11 protein-coding genes and 1 riboswitch are annotated in these 17072 nt (G+C 67.3%); of the genes, 8 read left to right on the top strand and 3 right to left on the bottom strand.

What is annotated here, in order from left to right:
• Positions 1-95 precede the first annotated feature (95 nt).
• The 3 genes from BPET_RS02510 (at position 96) to cheD (ending at position 2602) form a co-directional block, all read left to right on the top strand.
• Positions 96-764: a cell division ATP-binding protein FtsE gene (locus tag BPET_RS02510; protein ID WP_041862653.1), complete on the top strand. Its 669-nt coding sequence runs from the start codon at positions 96-98 to the stop codon at positions 762-764.
• Positions 761-1669, top strand: a complete 909-nt coding sequence (locus BPET_RS02505) for a cell division protein FtsX (protein WP_012247523.1) — start codon at positions 761-763, stop codon at positions 1667-1669. Before BPET_RS02510 ends, BPET_RS02505 begins: the two co-directional genes overlap by 4 nt.
• Positions 1670-1930: 261 nt before the next feature.
• Positions 1931-2602, top strand: coding sequence for a chemoreceptor glutamine deamidase CheD (gene cheD, locus BPET_RS02500; protein ID WP_012247522.1), 672 nt, complete (start codon positions 1931-1933; stop codon positions 2600-2602).
• Between the two features lie 12 nt (positions 2603-2614).
• Here cheD and BPET_RS02495 read toward each other — a convergent pair whose 3' ends face one another.
• Positions 2615-6220, bottom strand: coding sequence for an indolepyruvate ferredoxin oxidoreductase family protein (locus BPET_RS02495; protein ID WP_041862652.1), 3606 nt, complete (start codon positions 6218-6220; stop codon positions 2615-2617).
• Positions 6221-6539: 319 nt separating this feature from the next.
• On the opposite strand from BPET_RS02495, the gene mutY reads away from it, so the two are divergent.
• Complete coding sequence (mutY, locus tag BPET_RS02490) at positions 6540-7598, top strand: A/G-specific adenine glycosylase (RefSeq protein WP_012247520.1); 1059 nt, start codon at positions 6540-6542, stop codon at positions 7596-7598.
• A gap of 104 nt (positions 7599-7702) precedes the next feature.
• The gene (locus tag BPET_RS02485) at positions 7703-7954 is read left to right on the top strand and encodes a hypothetical protein (RefSeq protein WP_151208932.1); all 252 of its coding nucleotides are present in this window, start codon (positions 7703-7705) and stop codon (positions 7952-7954) included.
• Between the two features lie 40 nt (positions 7955-7994).
• Here BPET_RS02485 and BPET_RS02480 read toward each other — a convergent pair whose 3' ends face one another.
• The gene (locus tag BPET_RS02480) at positions 7995-8816 is read right to left on the bottom strand and encodes a helix-turn-helix transcriptional regulator (protein WP_041862650.1); all 822 of its coding nucleotides are present in this window, start codon (positions 8814-8816) and stop codon (positions 7995-7997) included.
• Positions 8817-8922: 106 nt separating this feature from the next.
• On the opposite strand from BPET_RS02480, the gene BPET_RS02475 reads away from it, so the two are divergent.
• On the top strand, positions 8923-9693 hold the full coding sequence (locus tag BPET_RS02475; RefSeq protein ID WP_012247519.1) for a class I SAM-dependent methyltransferase: 771 nt from the start codon (positions 8923-8925) through the stop codon (positions 9691-9693).
• A gap of 70 nt (positions 9694-9763) precedes the next feature.
• On the opposite strand, the gene metH is transcribed toward BPET_RS02475, so the two are convergent.
• Positions 9764-13537, bottom strand: coding sequence for a methionine synthase (gene metH, locus BPET_RS02470; RefSeq protein WP_012247517.1), 3774 nt, complete (start codon positions 13535-13537; stop codon positions 9764-9766).
• A 106-nt stretch (positions 13538-13643) separates the two neighbouring features.
• Positions 13644-13781: riboswitch (cobalamin riboswitch) on the top strand.
• A 78-nt stretch (positions 13782-13859) separates the two neighbouring features.
• Between metH and BPET_RS02465 the strand changes: the two genes are divergently transcribed.
• Positions 13860-15875, top strand: a complete 2016-nt coding sequence (locus tag BPET_RS02465) for a TonB-dependent receptor (protein ID WP_012247516.1) — start codon at positions 13860-13862, stop codon at positions 15873-15875.
• 281 nt (positions 15876-16156) lie between these two features.
• The gene (locus tag BPET_RS02460; RefSeq protein ID WP_041863427.1) at positions 16157-17029 is read left to right on the top strand and encodes a cobalamin-binding protein; all 873 of its coding nucleotides are present in this window, start codon (positions 16157-16159) and stop codon (positions 17027-17029) included.
• Positions 17030-17072: the final 43 nt, after the last annotated feature.

The raw sequence follows: 17072 nt of genomic DNA, 5'->3' as shown, positions 1-17072 counted from the left end.
TGACGGATTAAATGAAAAAAAGGGACGGAAAAATTTGCAACCGTCGCCCCGGATCGCTGCGCGGTACTATTGCTGCTTCTTCTTTACCTGCCGCCATGATCGAATTCCAGCACGTCTTCAAATCGTATGGGCGCGGCCGAAACATCCTGGCCGACATCAACTTCCGGGTCAGCGCCGGCGAATTCATTTTCGTGTCAGGTGCATCGGGCGCCGGTAAATCCACCCTGCTCAAATTGATAGGGGGCCTCGAACCCGCCAGCCGGGGGTCCATCCAGGTCAATGGCCAGCGGCTCGACAAGCTGCCGGCGCGCGCGCGCCCTTACCTGCGCCGCGCTGTGGGCGTGATCCTGCAAGACACGCACCTGCTGTTCGACCGCAGCGCGCTGCAGAATGTCATGCTGCCGCTGGCGGTCATCGGCCAGGCGCCCGAAGCGGCCAGCGCCCGGGCGCGCGCGGCGCTCGACAAGGTGGGCCTGGCGGGCAAAGAAGGCATGAACCCCATCGAGTTGTCGGGCGGCGAACAGCAGCGCCTGGCCATCGCGCGCGCCATCGTCAACCGGCCCGCCATCCTGATCGCCGACGAGCCCACCGCCAACCTCGATCACGACACCGCGCAACGCATCCTGAATGTGTTCCGCGATTTCAACCGCGTCGGCGTCACCACCCTGATCGCCTCGCACGACGAAGCGCTGATGTCTCAATACGCCACGCGCATGCTGCGGCTGGAGCCCGGCAAGTTCCACGATTCGGGAGCCTCCGCATGAAATCCTGGCTGCGGCAGCATCGCTATGCCCTGACGGTTACCCTGCGCCGCCTGGCGGCGCAGCCCTTTTCATCGCTGGCCAACCTGCTGGTCATGGCGCTGGCGCTGGCCTTGCCGCTGCTGGGCGGCGCCATCCTGGTGTCGGCCCAGCCCGTGGCGCGGCAGGTGTCGATCACCCCCGAGGTCACGCTGTTCCTGCAAACCGACGCGCCAGCCGGCGCGGCCCAGGCCATCGCACAGCGCATCCGCGCCGAAAACGCCGCGCAGGTCCAGGCGGTGCGCGTGGTGCCGCGCGATGACGCCCTGGCGTCGCTGCGCAACGACCCCACCTGGGACCAGGCCCTGGCGGTGCTGCCGGGCAACCCCTTGCCCGACGCCGTAGTGGCCACCCTGACCGAGGGCGAGCAGCTGGCGCAGCGCGCCGACCAGTTGGCCCAGGCCTGGAAGCAATGGGAACACGTCGACCTGGTACAGCTCGACAGCGCCTGGGTGCAGCGCCTGGAGGCCATTCTGCGGTTCGCGCGCGTGGGCCTGGTCTTCCTGGCGGCCTGCGTGGCGGCGGTGGTGCTGGCCGCCGTTTTTAACACCGTACGCATGCAGGCCATGCTGCAGCGCGAGGAAATCGCCGTGGCGCGCCTGGTGGGCGCCACCGAATCGTTCGTGCGCCGGCCGTTCCTGTACCTGGGCGCCCTGTCCGGCGCCCTGGCCGCGCTGGTGGCCATCGGCGCGGCCGCCATCGCGCTGGCGCCGCTCAACAGCGCCCTGCTCGGGCTGGCGCGCAGCTACGGCGCAGAGTTCACCCTGCACCTGCCTGGCCTGCCCGCGCTGGCGGCCGCCGTACTGGGCACCAGCATCCTGGGCGCCCTGGCGGCGCGCTGGTCAGTCACGCGCAGTACGCGCTTTTAACCCCCTTAATGCCCTAAAAGAAATGTCCCCGGTGCCGCTACATTAGTGATCAGCCGCAGCCGGGGGACTGAAATAAATAGGGGACGCATTACCGGCCGCGCTTGCTGCCGCTCGCCCATGTTGCGCTGACGAGGGGCCAAAGTTTGAAAAAATCTTAAAGATTTTTTACATAAATCAAATTTGTTAACATATTTGTGCGGCAGATTTCCGCAGATTTCGCTCCTCCCCTCGCTTGTGCCGTTTTTCTAATGCGGTCTCCCCATGCCCTCTCGCCTCGACGCCCGCGCGACACGTCACTATTTTGATAGCGCCTTTCACTGCCCGGCGGTCAAGGTATTGCCTAATGAATACTATGTGGCAGCCGGCGAAGACATCATGATCTCGACCGTGCTGGGTTCGTGCGTGGCGGCCTGTATCCGCGACCCGCGCGCCGGCGTGGGCGGCATGAACCACTTCATGCTGCCCGAAGGCGACGGCGACTCGCCCTCCTCGGCCACCATGCGCTATGGCGCCTTCGCAATGGAAGTTCTGATCAACGAGCTGCTCAAGGCGGGCGCGGCGCGCGAGCGGCTGGAGGCCAAGGTGTTCGGCGGCGGCGCGGTGCTAAGCGCGATGCAGCAGATGAACATCGGCGAACGCAATGCCCGCTTCGTGCTGAACTACCTGAACACCGAAGGCATCCCGGTGCTGGCGCAAGACCTGGGCGATGTGCACGCGCGCCGCATCGGCTACTTTCCGCGCGACGGCCGGGTGATGGTGCGCCGGCTGGCGCCGCATCACCACAAGGCCGAAGTCCTGATCGCCCAACGGGAACAGGTGGCCGCCCAGACCGCCTCCGCCAAGGCCCACACCCCGCCCCAGATCGAGCGCTTCAGCGCGCCGGCCAAGCCGCGTTTCGAGCGCTTTACCCGGCCCAGCACGGCCACCAGCTGACCCGCCCCCTGCCTAGGCGGCGCGCGCGCCGCCTATGGGCACCACCGTGGCGCTGAAGCCTTGCATCAGCTCGGCGCGCCGGGCGGCGGCGCGCTGCATTGCTGCTTCCTTGATGTGGCCATAACCGCGTATGGATTCCGGCAGGCTGGCCAGCTCCACGGCGCGGTCCAGGTTGGCCCGGTTCAACTTGGGCAGGATGGCCAGCAGGTCGTTGCGATAGGTTTCGATCAGGGCGCGCTCCGCGCGCCGCTCGGCGGTATAGCCGAAGATGTCCAGCGGCGTGCCGCGCAGGCCGCGTAGCCGCGCCAATACCCGGAAGGCCTTCAGCACGCCAGGGCCGTAGGCGCGCTTGACCAGATGGCCCTGGGCATCGCGGCGGGCCAGCAACGGCGGAGCCAGGTGCAGGCGCAGCTTCCAGTCGCCCTCGAATTGCGCCTCGATCTGCTTCAGGAATTCACCGTCGGTGTACAGCCGCGCCACTTCGTATTCGTCTTTATAGGCCATCAGCTTGAAGTAGTAGCGCGCCACGGCCGCCGCCAGCCGCGTGGTGCCGGTGGCCGACTGCTCGGCCTGCGCCACGCGCTGCACCAGGTCGCGGTAGCGGTCCGCATAGCCGGCATTCTGATAGGCCTGCAAGAATTCGCTGCGCACCGCCACCAGCGCGTCGACCTCGCCAGTGGGCCGCTTGATGTCGACTACCGCCGTGGATTGCCCGCGCCGGACTTCGATAATTTCCCCGGCCCGCGGCGCGGTGGCGCAGCCGGCCAGGCGTTGCACCGCGGCCAGGTCGTGCGCGGCGCGCCGGCCCCATGCAAACGCCGCCAGGTTGGCGGGCACTTGCTGGCCGTTCAGTTCGATAGCGCGCAGCAGCGCCTGCTGGCCCAGCGGCAGCCAGCCTTTCTGGTAGGCATAGCCCATCATGAGCGGATTGGCGTAAATGGCGTCGCCCAGCAGCCCCACGGCCAACCCGGCGGCATCGACCATGTCCACGCCGCCCTCGCCACAGGCGGCACGCAAATCGGCCTGCAGGTCAGCCCCGGGCAGACGCCAGTCGGGATCGTGCACGAACGCGGCGGTGGGCGCCACGTCGCTGTTGAGCAGCAGCCGGGTGCGGCCAGCGCGCATGCGGGCTACCGATTCCGGGCTGGCCGCGACAACGAGGTCGCCCGCCAGCACCAGGTCAGCCTCGCCCATGGCGACCCGGGTGTTGAGCAGGCCGTCGGGGGTAGGAGCCAGCACGACGTGCGAGAACACCGCGCCGCCCTTCTGGGCAAGGCCGGCCATGTCGAGCACCGAACAGCCCTTGCCTTCCACGTGCGCCGCCATGCCCAGCAATTGCCCGATGGTGACCACGCCCGTGCCGCCCACCCCGGCAACGAACACGCCGTACGGCTGCGCCAGGGATGCCGGCGCCGGCTCGGGCAGGCCCGCGTCGATGGCGCCCTCCTGGGCCAGGGGCTGGGGCTTGCGCAGCCGGCCGCCCTCGACCGTTACCAGGCTGGGGCAGAATCCCTTGAGACAGGAATAATCTTTATTGCAGCTCGACTGGTTGATGGTGCGCTTGCGGCCGAACTCGGTTTCCAGCGGCTCGACAGACAGGCAATGCGATTGTTCGGAGCAATCGCCGCAGCCTTCGCAGACCCGCTCGTTGATGACCACGCGGCGCGCCGGATCAGGGTATGCGTTGCGCTTGCGGCGCCGGCGCTTTTCAGTGGCGCAGGTCTGGTCGTACACCAGGATGGACACGCCGGGATACTCGCGCAGCTCGCGCATTACCGCATCGAGCTCGTCACGGTGATGCACCGGCACGCCGGGCGCCAGGCCGGTCGCGCCCCGGTATTTCTGCGGTTCGTCGGTCACGACTACGATCTTCTCGATGCCCTCGGCCGCCATCTGGCGCGTGATCATGGGCACGTCGATCGGACCGTCCACCGGCTGTCCGCCGGTCATGGCGACCGCGTCGTTGAACAAGATCTTGTACGTGATGGGCGCCTTGGCCGCCACCGCCGCCCGGATGGCGAGCAGGCCCGAGTGGTAGTAGGTGCCGTCGCCCAGGTTGGCGAACACGTGTTTTTCATCGGTAAATGGCGCCTGCCCCAGCCAGGGCACGCCCTCGCCGCCCATCTGCGTATAGGCCTGCGTATTGCGGCCCATCCAGGTCACCATGTAGTGGCAGCCAATGCCGGCCATGCCGCGCGAGCCCTCGGGCACCCGCGTCGAGGTGTTGTGCGGACAGCCCGAGCAGAACCAAGGCTTGCGTTCGGCCGTCACGCGCGGCCTGGCCAGCGCCTGCTCGCGCTCGGCGATGAACGCCAGCCGGGCCTCGATGCCGGCCCGCACGTCGTCGGGCAAGGCAAAGCGCAGCAGGCGCGCGCCCACCGCCTTGGCCACCATGGCGGGCGAAAATTCGTAGTGCGCGGGCAGCAGCCAATTGCCCTGCGGCACGGACCATTCGCCGCCGTCTTTGTCGTCAAACTTGCCCACCACGCGCGGAATCTTCTTGCCGGTGCCGATCCAGCTGAACAGCTCTTCTTTCAGTTGGTATTCCAGCACCTGGCGCTTTTCCTCGACCACCAGGATCTCGTCGAGCCCTTCGGCGAACTGCTGTACGCCGGTGGCTTCCAGCGGCCACACCATGCCCACCTTGAACAGGCGCAGGCCGATGCGGCGGCAGATGTCTTCGGTAAGCCCCAGGTCGGCCAGGGCCTGCCGGGTATCGAGGTAGGCTTTGCCGGATGTCATGATGCCGAAGCGGGCCTGGCTTTGCGGCACGTGCCACAGCTCGCGATTAAGCTTGTTGGCGCGCGCGTAGGCCAGCGCGGCATACAGTTTGTAGTCGAGCAGCCGGGCTTCCTGCGCCAGCGGAGTGTCAGGCAGGCGGATGTTCAAGCCGTCCGGCGGCATCTGGAAGTCGTCGGGCAAAATGATGGACACGCGGTTGGGGTCGACGTCGACCGAGGCCGAGACCTCGACGATGTCGGTGATGCACTTCATGCCCACCCACACGCCGGCATAGCGGCTCATGGCCCAGCCATGCAATCCGTAGTCGAGCACTTCCTGCACGCTGGACGGGAACAGCGCGGGGATCATGCAGGCTTTCAATATGTGGTCGCTCTGGTGCGGCAGCGTGGACGACTTGGCCGGGTGGTCGTCGCCCGCCACCACCAGCACGCCGCCGTGGGGCGAGGTGCCGGCCGCGTTGGCATGCTTGAATACGTCGCCGCAGCGGTCTACGCCGGGGCCCTTGCCGTACCACATGCCGAACACGCCGTCGTAGCGCGCGCCGGGAAACAGATTGACTTGCTGGGATCCCCACACCGCGGTCGCCGCCAGGTCTTCGTTGATGCCGGGCTGGAACTCGATGTGGTGCGCCTTCAGGTACTTGGCGGCTTTCCACATATTGGTGTCCACGCCGCCCAGGGGCGAGCCGCGGTACCCTGAAATGAACCCGGCGGTATTGAGCCCGGCGCGCTGGTCGCGCACGCGCTGCATCATGGGCAAACGCACCAAGGCATGGATGCCGCTCATCCAGGCGCGGCCGGTTTCCAGGGTGTATTTGTCGTCCAGCTGGACGGAGGCAAGCGCCGCGCGCTGCGCGGACGTGAGAGGGGCATTCATGTCTACTCCGAGGGTCTTGGATGCCCGGGCCGGCTGCGCCTGCCGGTTCTTGTGAAACCGCGGCGGGTGGGATCGGGCACAGGTGCCGTTTGTTCTTATCAGGTTGTACCCGGGGTCCGGGGCGGATGCAAGCTGGGGTTGTTCCGTCTGTTTTCTAGCGGCTTCTCGCGGTTCCCTATCTTTCACCGTCCCGCCTCATCTGGGCAGGCGTGGAGCGCCCGTGCGTCGGGCTTAGTCCGGCCCCACGCCCGCCACGCCCAGGCGGCTAAAGAACTCAGAAACCAATACAACCCAAACGCCAATGCGATAATCCCCGATTATGGATTTCGCCCCCCGCATCGTCGCCTGGCAAGCCAGCCACGGCCGCCACGACCTGCCCTGGCAACGCACGCAAGACCCCTACCGGATCTGGCTGTCCGAGATCATGCTGCAGCAGACCCAGGTCGCCACCGTCATCCCGTACTACCAGCGCTTCCTGGAACGCTTTCCCGACGTAAGCGCGCTGGCGGCCGCGCAGCAAGAAGAAGTCATGCCCTACTGGGCCGGCCTGGGCTACTACGCGCGCGCCCGCAACCTGCACCGTTGCGCGCAGGCCGTCATGAGCGAATGGGGCGGACGGTTTCCCGCCGCCGCGGAACAGATCGCCACCCTGCCCGGCATCGGCCGCTCAACCGCCGCCGCCATCGCGGCCTTCGCCTACGGCGAGCGCGCCCCCATTATGGATGGCAACGTCAAGCGTGTGTTCACCCGCCATTTCGGCATCGAAGGCGACCCGGCGCGGCGCGAGGTCGAGCAACGCCTGTGGGCCCTGGCCGAAGCCCAGGTCGCCAACGCCCCCGCGCTGGACATGGCCGCCTACACGCAAGGCCTGATGGATCTGGGCGCCACCCTGTGCACGCGCGGCAAGCCCGCCTGCGACCGGTGCCCGGTGGCCGCCACCTGTATCGCGCGCCGCGACGCACGCCAGGCCGAACTGCCCACGCCCAAGGCGCGCAAAGCCATTCCCGAGCGCCAGACCGGCATGCTGGTGCTGCAACGCGACGGCGCCATTCTGTTGCAGCAGCGGCCGGCGCCGGGCATCTGGGGCGGGCTGTGGAGCCTGCCCGAATTCGAGGCAGGCGGCGATCCCACGCTGGCTTCGCGCCAACTGGGCCTGGAACCCTTGCAACGCTACGAATTGGCCGCGTTCGCGCATACGTTCACGCACTACCGGCTGCACGTCAAGCCGTGGTATCTGCCGGTGAAACCGGGCGCTGCCCTGGCGGAGCCGAGCCTGCCGCAGCGCTGGGCCGGCCCCGCCGAACTGCCGGGCATGGCCCTGCCCGCGCCCATACGCAAACTGCTCGACGGGTTGCTGGCGGCCGGACTGCCCGACTGAAATTGCGCGCGGTCATACGACCCGTCCGACTTCGGGAAGTACGCATAGACCGGCCACCAAGGCACGACTATGCTGCGGCACATAGAAACCCGCAGCGCACTGCCATGAAACCATTACGCAAAAAGGCCTGCCCCATGGGCAACCGGGTCGAAATCCTGGAACACAACGTCTCGCTCATCCGCCAGGACCTCGCCGTAGTGCCGCCCAACTACACCACCAAGGCCGACCTGCACCACGAAATCAGCCTTCTGCACCACGAAATCAGCAAGCTCACCTGGAAGATCATCGCCTGGACAACCGGCGTCTGCACCCTGCTGACCAGCGCCGTCTACGTCATCACCCGCATCCAGATGTAGGCATTCACCATGCTTGCTCGGCACAAGCCCTGGGCGTCGCCTACGCGCCTTCGAGCAGCATCACCAGCTTCAAGTCGGGGTGTGTGGCCAATCGAAAAGTGGTCTGCCGGTACGCCAGCCGGCCACGGCGTGGATGCTGAAACTCCCTCAGGCCGCCTTCGCGCTCCACCACCGCATGGCGGGTCCACCAGTGGGCAAACACCTCGCTGTCGCGGTTCAGCTCGTCCAGCAGCGCCAGCACATCGGGTTCGTCCAGATGCGCCCCTGCGTCGGCGCGGAATTCCGCCACCACCCGCCGGGCGCGCTGATCCCAGTCCACCACCAGTTGGCGCGCGGCCGGGTCCAGGAAAATGTAGCGCAGCAAGTTGGGGCGCGGGTCGCGCACCGGCCAATCATCGAACAGATCGCGCATGGGTCCGTTGTGCACCAGCACGTTCCAGGCGCGATCCAGCACATAAGCAGGCGCATTCACAGCGTCCACGCATTCGCGCAGCAGGCCTGGCGCTTCGCTGGCGTCATCGCGCGGGTGTTGCGGGTCGGCGCATTCGGCCAGCTCGAACAAATACGCGCGCTCGGCGCGCGCCAGCTGCAGCACCCCTGCGATGCGCGCCCACACAGCGGGCGACACCGACACTTCGCGGCCCTGCTCTATCCATGTGTACCAGGTGACACTGATGCCGCACAGCTGCGCCACTTCCTCGCGCCGCAGACCTGGCGTGCGGCGCCGCGTGCCTTCGGGCAAGCCGGCCATTTGCGGGGTGATGCGCGCCCGCGCCGCGCGCACGAATTCGCCCAGCGCGTGGCGGCGGCGCGTGGAGCTTTCATGGGTGCCCGGGGCGCCGGCTTGGGTAGAGGCATTCATACCAGGATAAGCAGTGGTCTTGTACGCGTATGACGGTATGTCTATCTTACCTCCGCACGCTGTGCACCCGCCCATTGCGGCCATCCCACCCATCGACAGGAAAACCATGACTGCTCCCGTTTCCCATGACCAGGCCGTCGACCGCCAGTTCGGCCCACGCGCAGCCGCCTACCTGACCAGCGCCGTCCATGCGCAAGGCGCCGACCTCGACCAGCTGGCGGAGTTGGCGCGCGAGCATCCGGGCACGCGTGTGCTGGACCTGGGCTGTGGCGGCGGCCACGTCAGCTTCCACGTCGCGCCCTGCGCGGCCCGGGTGGTTGCCTACGACCTGTCCCAATCGATGCTGGACGTAGTGGCCGAGCAAGCCGCGCGGCGCGGGCTGGACAACCTGTCTACCCGCCAGGGCAAGGCCGAGCGCCTGCCGTTCGCCGATGGTGAATTCGACCTGGTGCTGTGCCGCTATTCCACTCACCATTGGCAAGACGCGGGCCAGGCGTTGCGTGAAGCGCGGCGCGTGCTCAAGCCGGGAGGCATCGCCGCCTTCGCCGACGTCGTGTCGCCTGGCGAGCCGCTGCTCGACACCTGGCTGCAAATGCTGGAAGTGCTGCGCGACAACTCGCACGTGCGCAATTATTCGGTGTCCGAATGGCTGCGGCTGCTGGCCGAAGCGGGCTTCGCGCTGCGCAGCTGCACGCCGCGCCGCATCACGCTGGAATTCGATTCGTGGGTCGAGCGCATGCGCACGCAGGCTCCGCTGGTGCAGGCGCTGCGCCACATGCTGGCCGACGCGCCCGCGCCGGTGCACCGGCACTATGCCATCGCGCCGGACGGCTCGTTCAGCAGCGACACCGCCACGCTGGTGGCGCAGCGCGGCTGACCGGGCGCGCCGCCGCATTGCGGCAGCGGCGGCCGCGCAAACCCGCTGGCCCGCGCGGCCAGCGGCGCCCCTAGCCCAGGCTGGATGCCAGGGTCCGCCGCACGTCTTCTTCGCTGCGCCCGCTGCGGGCGATGTAGTCGGCCAACTGGTCTGCGCCGATGGTGCCCACGTTGAAGTACTGCGATTGCGGGTGACTGAAATAAAAGCCCGACACGCTCGAGGCCGGATACATGGCATAGCTGTCGGTAAGCAGCATGCCGATATCGTCGCCATCCAGCACGCGGAACAGATCGCGCTTGACCACGTGTTCCGGGCAGGCCGGATAGCCCGGCGCGGGCCGGATTCCCACGTATTTCTCGGCGATCATTTCGTCATTGGACAGCGCCTCGTCGGCCGCGTAGCCCCACAGGTCCTGGCGCACGCGCGCGTGCAGGCATTCGGCGAAGGCTTCGGCCAGCCGGTCGGCCATGGCCTTGAGCATGATGCCGGAATAATCGTCCAGCGCGGCCTGGAACTCGGCCTCTTTCTTTTCGATGCCCAGCCCGGCGGTCACGGCGAACATGCCGATGTAGTCAGCCACCCCGCTCGACTTGGGCGCGATGAAATCGGCCAGGCACTTGTTGCTGACGCCTTCGCGCTTGACGCCCTGCTGGCGCAGGTTGCGATAAGTGAACAACACCTCGCTGCGCGATTCGTCGGCGTAGACCTCGATGTCTTCGTCGTTGACGGTATTGGCCGGGTAGAACGCCACCGCGCCGTTGGCGGTCAGCCAGCGGCCCTCGATGATGCGCTTAAGCATGGCCTGCCCGTCGGCATATACCTTCTGGGCCTGCTCGCCCACCACTTTGTCTTCCAGAATGGCGGGAAACTGCCCGAACAGGCTCCAGGTCTGGAAGAACGGCGTCCAGTCCAGATACCTGGCGATCTCGGCCAGGTCGTAGCTTTTGAACGACCGCCGACCAATGAACTTGGGGCGCGGCGGCACATAGGCCGACCAATCGATCTGCGGGCGCGCCGCGCGCGCCTCGGCCAGCGAAACCAGCGGCGTCGCCTTGCGGTTGGCGTGGCGGCGCCGCACATCGGCGTATTCCTGCGCCACTTCGTCGATGTAGGCCTGCGCCTGCTCGGACACCAGGTTGGCGGCCACGCCCACCGCGCGGCTCGCGTCTGGCGTGTAGATGACTGGCCCGTCGTAATTGGGCGCGATTTTCACGGCCGTATGCACCCGGCTGGTGGTGGCGCCGCCGATCATCAGCGGGATCTTGCGCTCGCGGAAGTACGGGTCGCGCTGCATTTCCGAGGCCACATAGGCCATTTCTTCGAGGCTGGGCGTAATCAACCCCGACAGGCCCACGATATCGGCCTGTTCTTCCTTGGCTTTTTCGAGAATCTGCGCGCACGGCACCATGACGCCCATGTTCACGACTTCAAAGTTATTGCATTGCAAGACTACCGAAACGATGTTCTTGCCGATGTCGTGCACGTCGCCCTTGACGGTGGCGATCACCATCTTGCCCTTGGCCCGCACGTCGCCGCCGGCGGCGGCGATCTGGCGTTTTTCCTCTTCGATGAACGGAATCAGGTGGGCAACGGCCTGCTTCATGACGCGCGCCGATTTCACCACCTGAGGCAGGAACATCTTGCCCGCCCCGAACAGGTCGCCCACGATGTTCATGCCGTCCATCAGCGGGCCTTCGATGACCTCGATGGGGCGGCCGCCGCGCGCGGCGATCTTCTGGCGCACTTCTTCGGTGTCTTCGACGATGAACGTCGTAATGCCGTGCACCAGCGCATGCGACAGGCGCTCTTCGACCGTGCCGGCGCGCCAGGCCAGGTCTTCTTCTTTCTTGGCGCCCGAGCCCTTCACGCTGTCGGCGAACTGCACCAGGCGCTCGGTGGGCGTGCGTTCATCAGCGGCGCCCTCTTTACCCACGGGCTCGGCGCGGTCGAGAATCACGTCTTCGACCAGGTCGCGCAGCCGCGGCTCCAGGTCGGCGTACACGCCCAGCTGGCCGGCGTTGACGATGCCCATCGTCAGGCCTTCGCGAATGGCGTAGTACAGGAACACCGTATGAATGGCCTCGCGCATCGGCTCGTTGCCGCGGAACGAGAAACTGACGTTCGAAATGCCGCCGGACAGGCGCGCGTGCGGCAGGTTCTGCCGGATCCAGCGCACGCCCTCGATGAAATCCATGGCGTAGTGGTTGTGCTCGTCGATGCCGGTGGCCACGGCGAACACGTTCGGGTCGAAGATGATGTCTTCGGGCGGGAACTGCTCTTGCTCGGTCAGTATCTTGTAGGCGCGCGCGCAGATTTCCTTGCGCCGCTCCAGCGTGTCGGCCTGGCCCTGCTCGTCGAAGGCCATCACGACCACGGCGGCGCCGTAGCGGCGGCACAGCCGCGCATGGTGGCGGAAGGCTTCCTCGCCCTCTTTCATGGAAATCGAATTCACCACCGCCTTGCCCTGCACGCACTTCAGGCCGGCCTCGATCACTTCCCATTTCGAGCTGTCGATCATGATCGGCACGCGGGCAATGTCGGGCTCGGAGGCGATCAGGTTCAGGAAGCGGCGCATGCAGGCCACCGAATCGAGCATGGCCTCGTCCATGTTGATGTCGATGATCTGTGCGCCGTTTTCCACCTGCTGGCGCGCCACGGCCAGCGCCTCGTCGTACTTTTCTTCGCGGATCAGGCGCGCGAACATCTTGCTGCCGGTCACGTTGGTGCGCTCGCCCACGTTGACGAACAGCGACTCTTCGTCGATGTTCAGCGGTTCGAGGCCCGACAGACGGGTCTTGACGGGAATCTCGGGCACTGCGCGCGGTGTCAGCGAAGCAACCTTGTCGGCAATGGCACGGATATGGTCGGGGGTAGTGCCGCAGCATCCGCCCGACATGTTCACCAGCCCGGCGCGGGCGAATTCTTCCAGCAGGCCCGACGTGTCGGCCGGCGCTTCGTCAAAGCCCGTTTCGGCCATGGGATTGGGCAGGCCGGCGTTCGGATACACGCAAACGTAGGTGTCGCAGATTTTGGACAACTCGGCCACGTACGGCCGCATCAGGGCGGCGCCCAGCGCACAGTTCAGGCCGATGGTAATGGGCCGCGCATGGCGCACCGAGTTCCAGAACGCCTCGACCGTCTGGCCCGACAGGATGCGCCCGGAGGCATCGGTGACGGTGCCCGAGATCATTACCGGCAGGCGCTCGCCGCGCGCCTCGAACACCGACTCCACGGCGAAGATGGCGGCCTTGGCGTTGAGCGTGTCGAAGATGGTTTCGATCAGAACGATGTCGATGCCGCCATCTAGCAGGCCGTTGAGCTGCTCGGTGTAGGCTTCGCACAGCTCGTCGAAGGTGATGTTGCGCGCGCCCGGGTCGTTGACGTCGGGGGAAATCGACGCCGTCTTGGGCTGCGGGCCCAACGCCCCCGCCGCGAAACGCGGCCGCTCGGGCGTGCTGTAGGCGTCACAGGCGGCGCGCGCCAGCCGCGCCGACGCCAGGTTGAGCTCGTAGGCCAGGCCTGGCAGGTCGTAGTCGCCCTGGGCCACCGAGGTGGCGCCGAAGGTATTGGTTTCGATGACGTCGGCGCCTGCCTCGAGATACTGGCGGTGGATCTCGTCGATGATGTCGGGACGCACCAGCGACAGCAGCTCGTTGTCGCCCTTCAGGTCTTTGCCATGATCGGCGAAGCGCTCGCCGCGGAAATCGGCCTCGCTCAGCTTGTAGCGCTGGATCATGGTGCCCATGGCGCCGTCCAGGATCAGAATGCGCTGGCCGAGCAGGCGGGCAAAGTCGCCGCCGCGGGTATATGACGACGGCGGATAGGGCAGGCGAGGATACGGCACGGGAAGTCTCGGTAATGTGGCAAAAAGGCAAAAAACGCCCGAAAACCAACGCTTGATGGTAACAAAATGGGTCGCGGCCCGCCCGCGGGTGATACAGTTCGCCCCCGAACCGGTGCTTCGGCGCGCCCTGCGCGCCGAAGTTAAACGGGAAACAGGAAGGCGTCCCACGCCCAGCCTGTGCTGCCCCCGCAACGGTCCCCATGCCGCGCCTCGCGCCGCATGGCAGCCCGATACCGGCCGGTTCGCCCACCGGGGACGCGCCCAGCGCGGCCTCATACCGAGAACGACGTGCGGGGTCGCGCGTCACACCGAGGTCCGTCCGATGAAATCCCGCTTGTTCCGGCGCACAGCCGGCATGCTGGCCTGCGCCGTGCCCGCACTGGCCGCCGCCCAGCAAAACTCCCCTGGCAACGCCATTCCCCAACTCGACGCCATTACCGTCACCGCCTCGCGCGTGCCCATCGAGGCCCGCGACCAGCCGGTGCAGGTTTCGGTGCTGACGGCAGAGCAGATCCGCACCAGCAGCGCGCAAACCGTGCAAGAGCTGCTGTCCACGCAGTCCGGCGTGCATGTCATCAACAGCACCGGCGCCGCCGAACAGGCGGCCGTCGATCTGCGCGGTTTCGGGCTGACCGGCCCCAGCAACACGCTGATCCTGATCGACGGCATTCCCCAGAACAACAATGACCTGTCGGCGCCCTCGCTGGGCACGGTGCCGCTGGACCGCATCGAGCGCATCGAGATCGTGCGCGGCAGCGGCTCGGTGCAATACGGCGGCGGCACCACCGGCGGCGTGATCAACATCATCACCAAGCGCGGCAACACTAACGGCAAGCCGGTATCGGCCAGCGTGACCGGCACGGTGGGCAACTATGGCCTGCACCAGCTCGACGCGGCCATCGGCCTGCAGAACGAGCATCTCACCGTGGACGTGTACGGCCAGACGCTGCGCACCGACAACTACCGCGACAACAACCGCGAAAGCCGTGACAGCGGCGGCGTGAGCCTGGGCTTGCGGCACGACGGCGGCACCGTGCGCCTGTACGCCCGCACTACCCGTCAGAAACTCGGGCTGCCCGGCCCGCGCCGGGTCGACCCGGCCACGGGCCTGGACGAATACGAAGACGATCCGCGCGGCACGTCGAACCCGGACGACTACATCGAAACCCGCACCGATGCCTTCGGCGCGCAGATCGAGCAGCGCCTGGGCGCCGGCACGCTGTATGCCGACCTGGGCCAGCGCGACAAATCGCTGACGGGCTTCAGCGGCAGCGCCTTCGGCGATACTACGCGCACCCAGGATCTGGCCGAGACCACCGGCAGCCTGCGCTACCACCTGCCCGTGGCCCAGCGGCACGCGCTGACCCTGGGCATGGACATGCTCGACAGCAACCTGGACGCCGCCAATGCCTATTCGTTTTCTCCGGTGGGCGATCGCTGGCGGGCCGAGCAGCGCCAGCACGGGGTGTTCGCCGAAGCCCAGGTGCAAGCCACCGACAGCACCCGCATCACGCTGGGCGGCCGCCGCCAGTATGCCCGCGACCGGCTGGAAACCTTGTCCGGCTTCAGCGGCAATTCCGACGAAACCCGTCATCTGGGCGCCTGGCAACTGGCCCTGCGCCAGGAAGCGGGCACCGGCTTCAGCTTCTACGGCAAGGTGGGGCGCAGCTTCCGCCTGGCCAATTCAGACGAAGTGCTGTACGTGGCCACGCCGCTCAAGCCGCAGACGTCGGTGGACAAAGAACTGGGCATCTTGTGGCAGTCGGAAGCATCAAGCGCGCGGCTGAGCTGGTTCCGCTACGATCTCACCAACGAGATCCAGTACAACCCGGTGACGTTCTCGAACGTCAACCTGGCTCCCACCCGCCGCCAGGGCGTCGAGCTCGAAGGCCATCACGCGCTGACCCGCACGCTGACCATGGACGCCAACGTGACATGGCTGCAGGCCAGGTTCCGCTCGGGCAACGACAACGGCGTGGACCTCGCGGGCAACACCGTGCCGCTGGTGCCGAAATGGATGGCCAACCTGGGCGCCACCTGGCGCCCGGACGACAAGCTGTTCATCAGCCTGGCGGCGCAATATGTAGGCAAGGCGCGCATGGACAACGACCAGGCCAACGAATTCGACAAGCAGCTCGACGACTACGTGCTGGTCAACGGCAAGCTCGGCTACGCGTTCACCGAGAACGTGTCGGGCACGCTGGCGGTCAATAACCTGTTCGACCGCGAGTACGCCACCTATGGCATCCGCTCGGGCAGCACCGGGTCCACCGGCGCCTACAACCTGTACCCGGCAGCTGGCCGCAACGTGCAGGCGGCGCTGACCATCCGCTACTGATGCCCACGCCCACCGCTGCGCGCGCCAAGTGTGTTGCCGAGCGCCTGGCAAGGACCCTGGCAAGGTCCCTGCCCAGGTGTCTGACTCCCGCAGGGTGTCAGACACCGACGCGCGCGGCGACTGCCCCACGAACCGGCGCCCGGCCCCTTCAGAAAACCGGTGTCTGGCACCTTCGGAGCCAGACACCTGCAACACTCGCTATACCCACAACACTCGCTACACCCACAACACCGACACCCCCCGCGCCACCCGCAACACCCGCCCTTCGTTGGCCGCGCCAGCTGGCCGCCGCGCTGGCCGCCGCGCTGGCTGCGACCGCCGCTCACGCGGCGGGCCCCATCACGGTGCGCGACGACCAGGGCCGCACGATAACGCTGGCGGCCGCGGCGCGGCGCGCCATCACGGCCGCGCCTCACGCCACCGAACTCGTCTACGCGGCCGGCGCCGGCCGCTATCTGGCCGGCGCCGCGCGCGGCAGCGACTATCCGCCAGAAGCCCGCACCCTGCCATCCATCGGCGACAGCCTGCGCCCCAGCCTGGAACGCGCCGCGGCGCTGCGGCCCGACCTGCTGATCGCCTGGCAGCCCGCCGTGCCCGATCCGCTGGGCGACCTGATGCGGCGCCTGGGCGTGCCGGTGTACTACAGCGACCCGCGCACCCTGGCCGCGGTGGCCGACGCGGTAGAGGCCATGGGCCGCCTGTTCGGCACCGAAGAACAAGCGGCGCCCGCCGCGGCGGCCCTGCGTGCCCGGCTGGCGGTGCTGTCGGCCCGCTACGCCGGCCGCGCGCCGGTGCGGGTATTCATCCAGGCCGGCCTGCAGCCCGTCTACACCCTGAACGGTGCCAGCATCGTCAGCGATGCCGTGCGCCTGTGCGGCGGCGTAAACGTGTTTGCCGGCGCCGCCATCCTGGCGCCGCAGGTATCGGTGGAAAGCGTGCTGGCGGCCCGCCCCGACGCCGTGCTGCTGGGCGCGGTGGACCCGGCCGACGCGCAGGCCAGCCTGCAGGCGTGGCGCGAGCGCGGCCTGCCGGCCGCCCGGCGGGGCCACGTGTTCAGTGTGGACGCCGACGCCTTGTACCGGCCCGGGCCGCGCCTGATAGACGCCACCGAGCGCCTGTGCGCGGCGCTGGACGCCGCGCGCCCGCCGGACTGAGCCCCCGCGTGCTTTATCATGGATAGGTAGCCGTGCCGCCGCA

The sequence above is a fragment of the Bordetella petrii genome (assembly GCF_000067205.1).
In the GTDB taxonomy this organism is placed as follows: Bacteria; Pseudomonadota; Gammaproteobacteria; order Burkholderiales; family Burkholderiaceae_B; genus Bordetella_A; species Bordetella_A petrii.
Note: the sequence above shows the minus strand (reverse complement) of the source record. Positions and strands in the feature narration are given on the sequence as shown.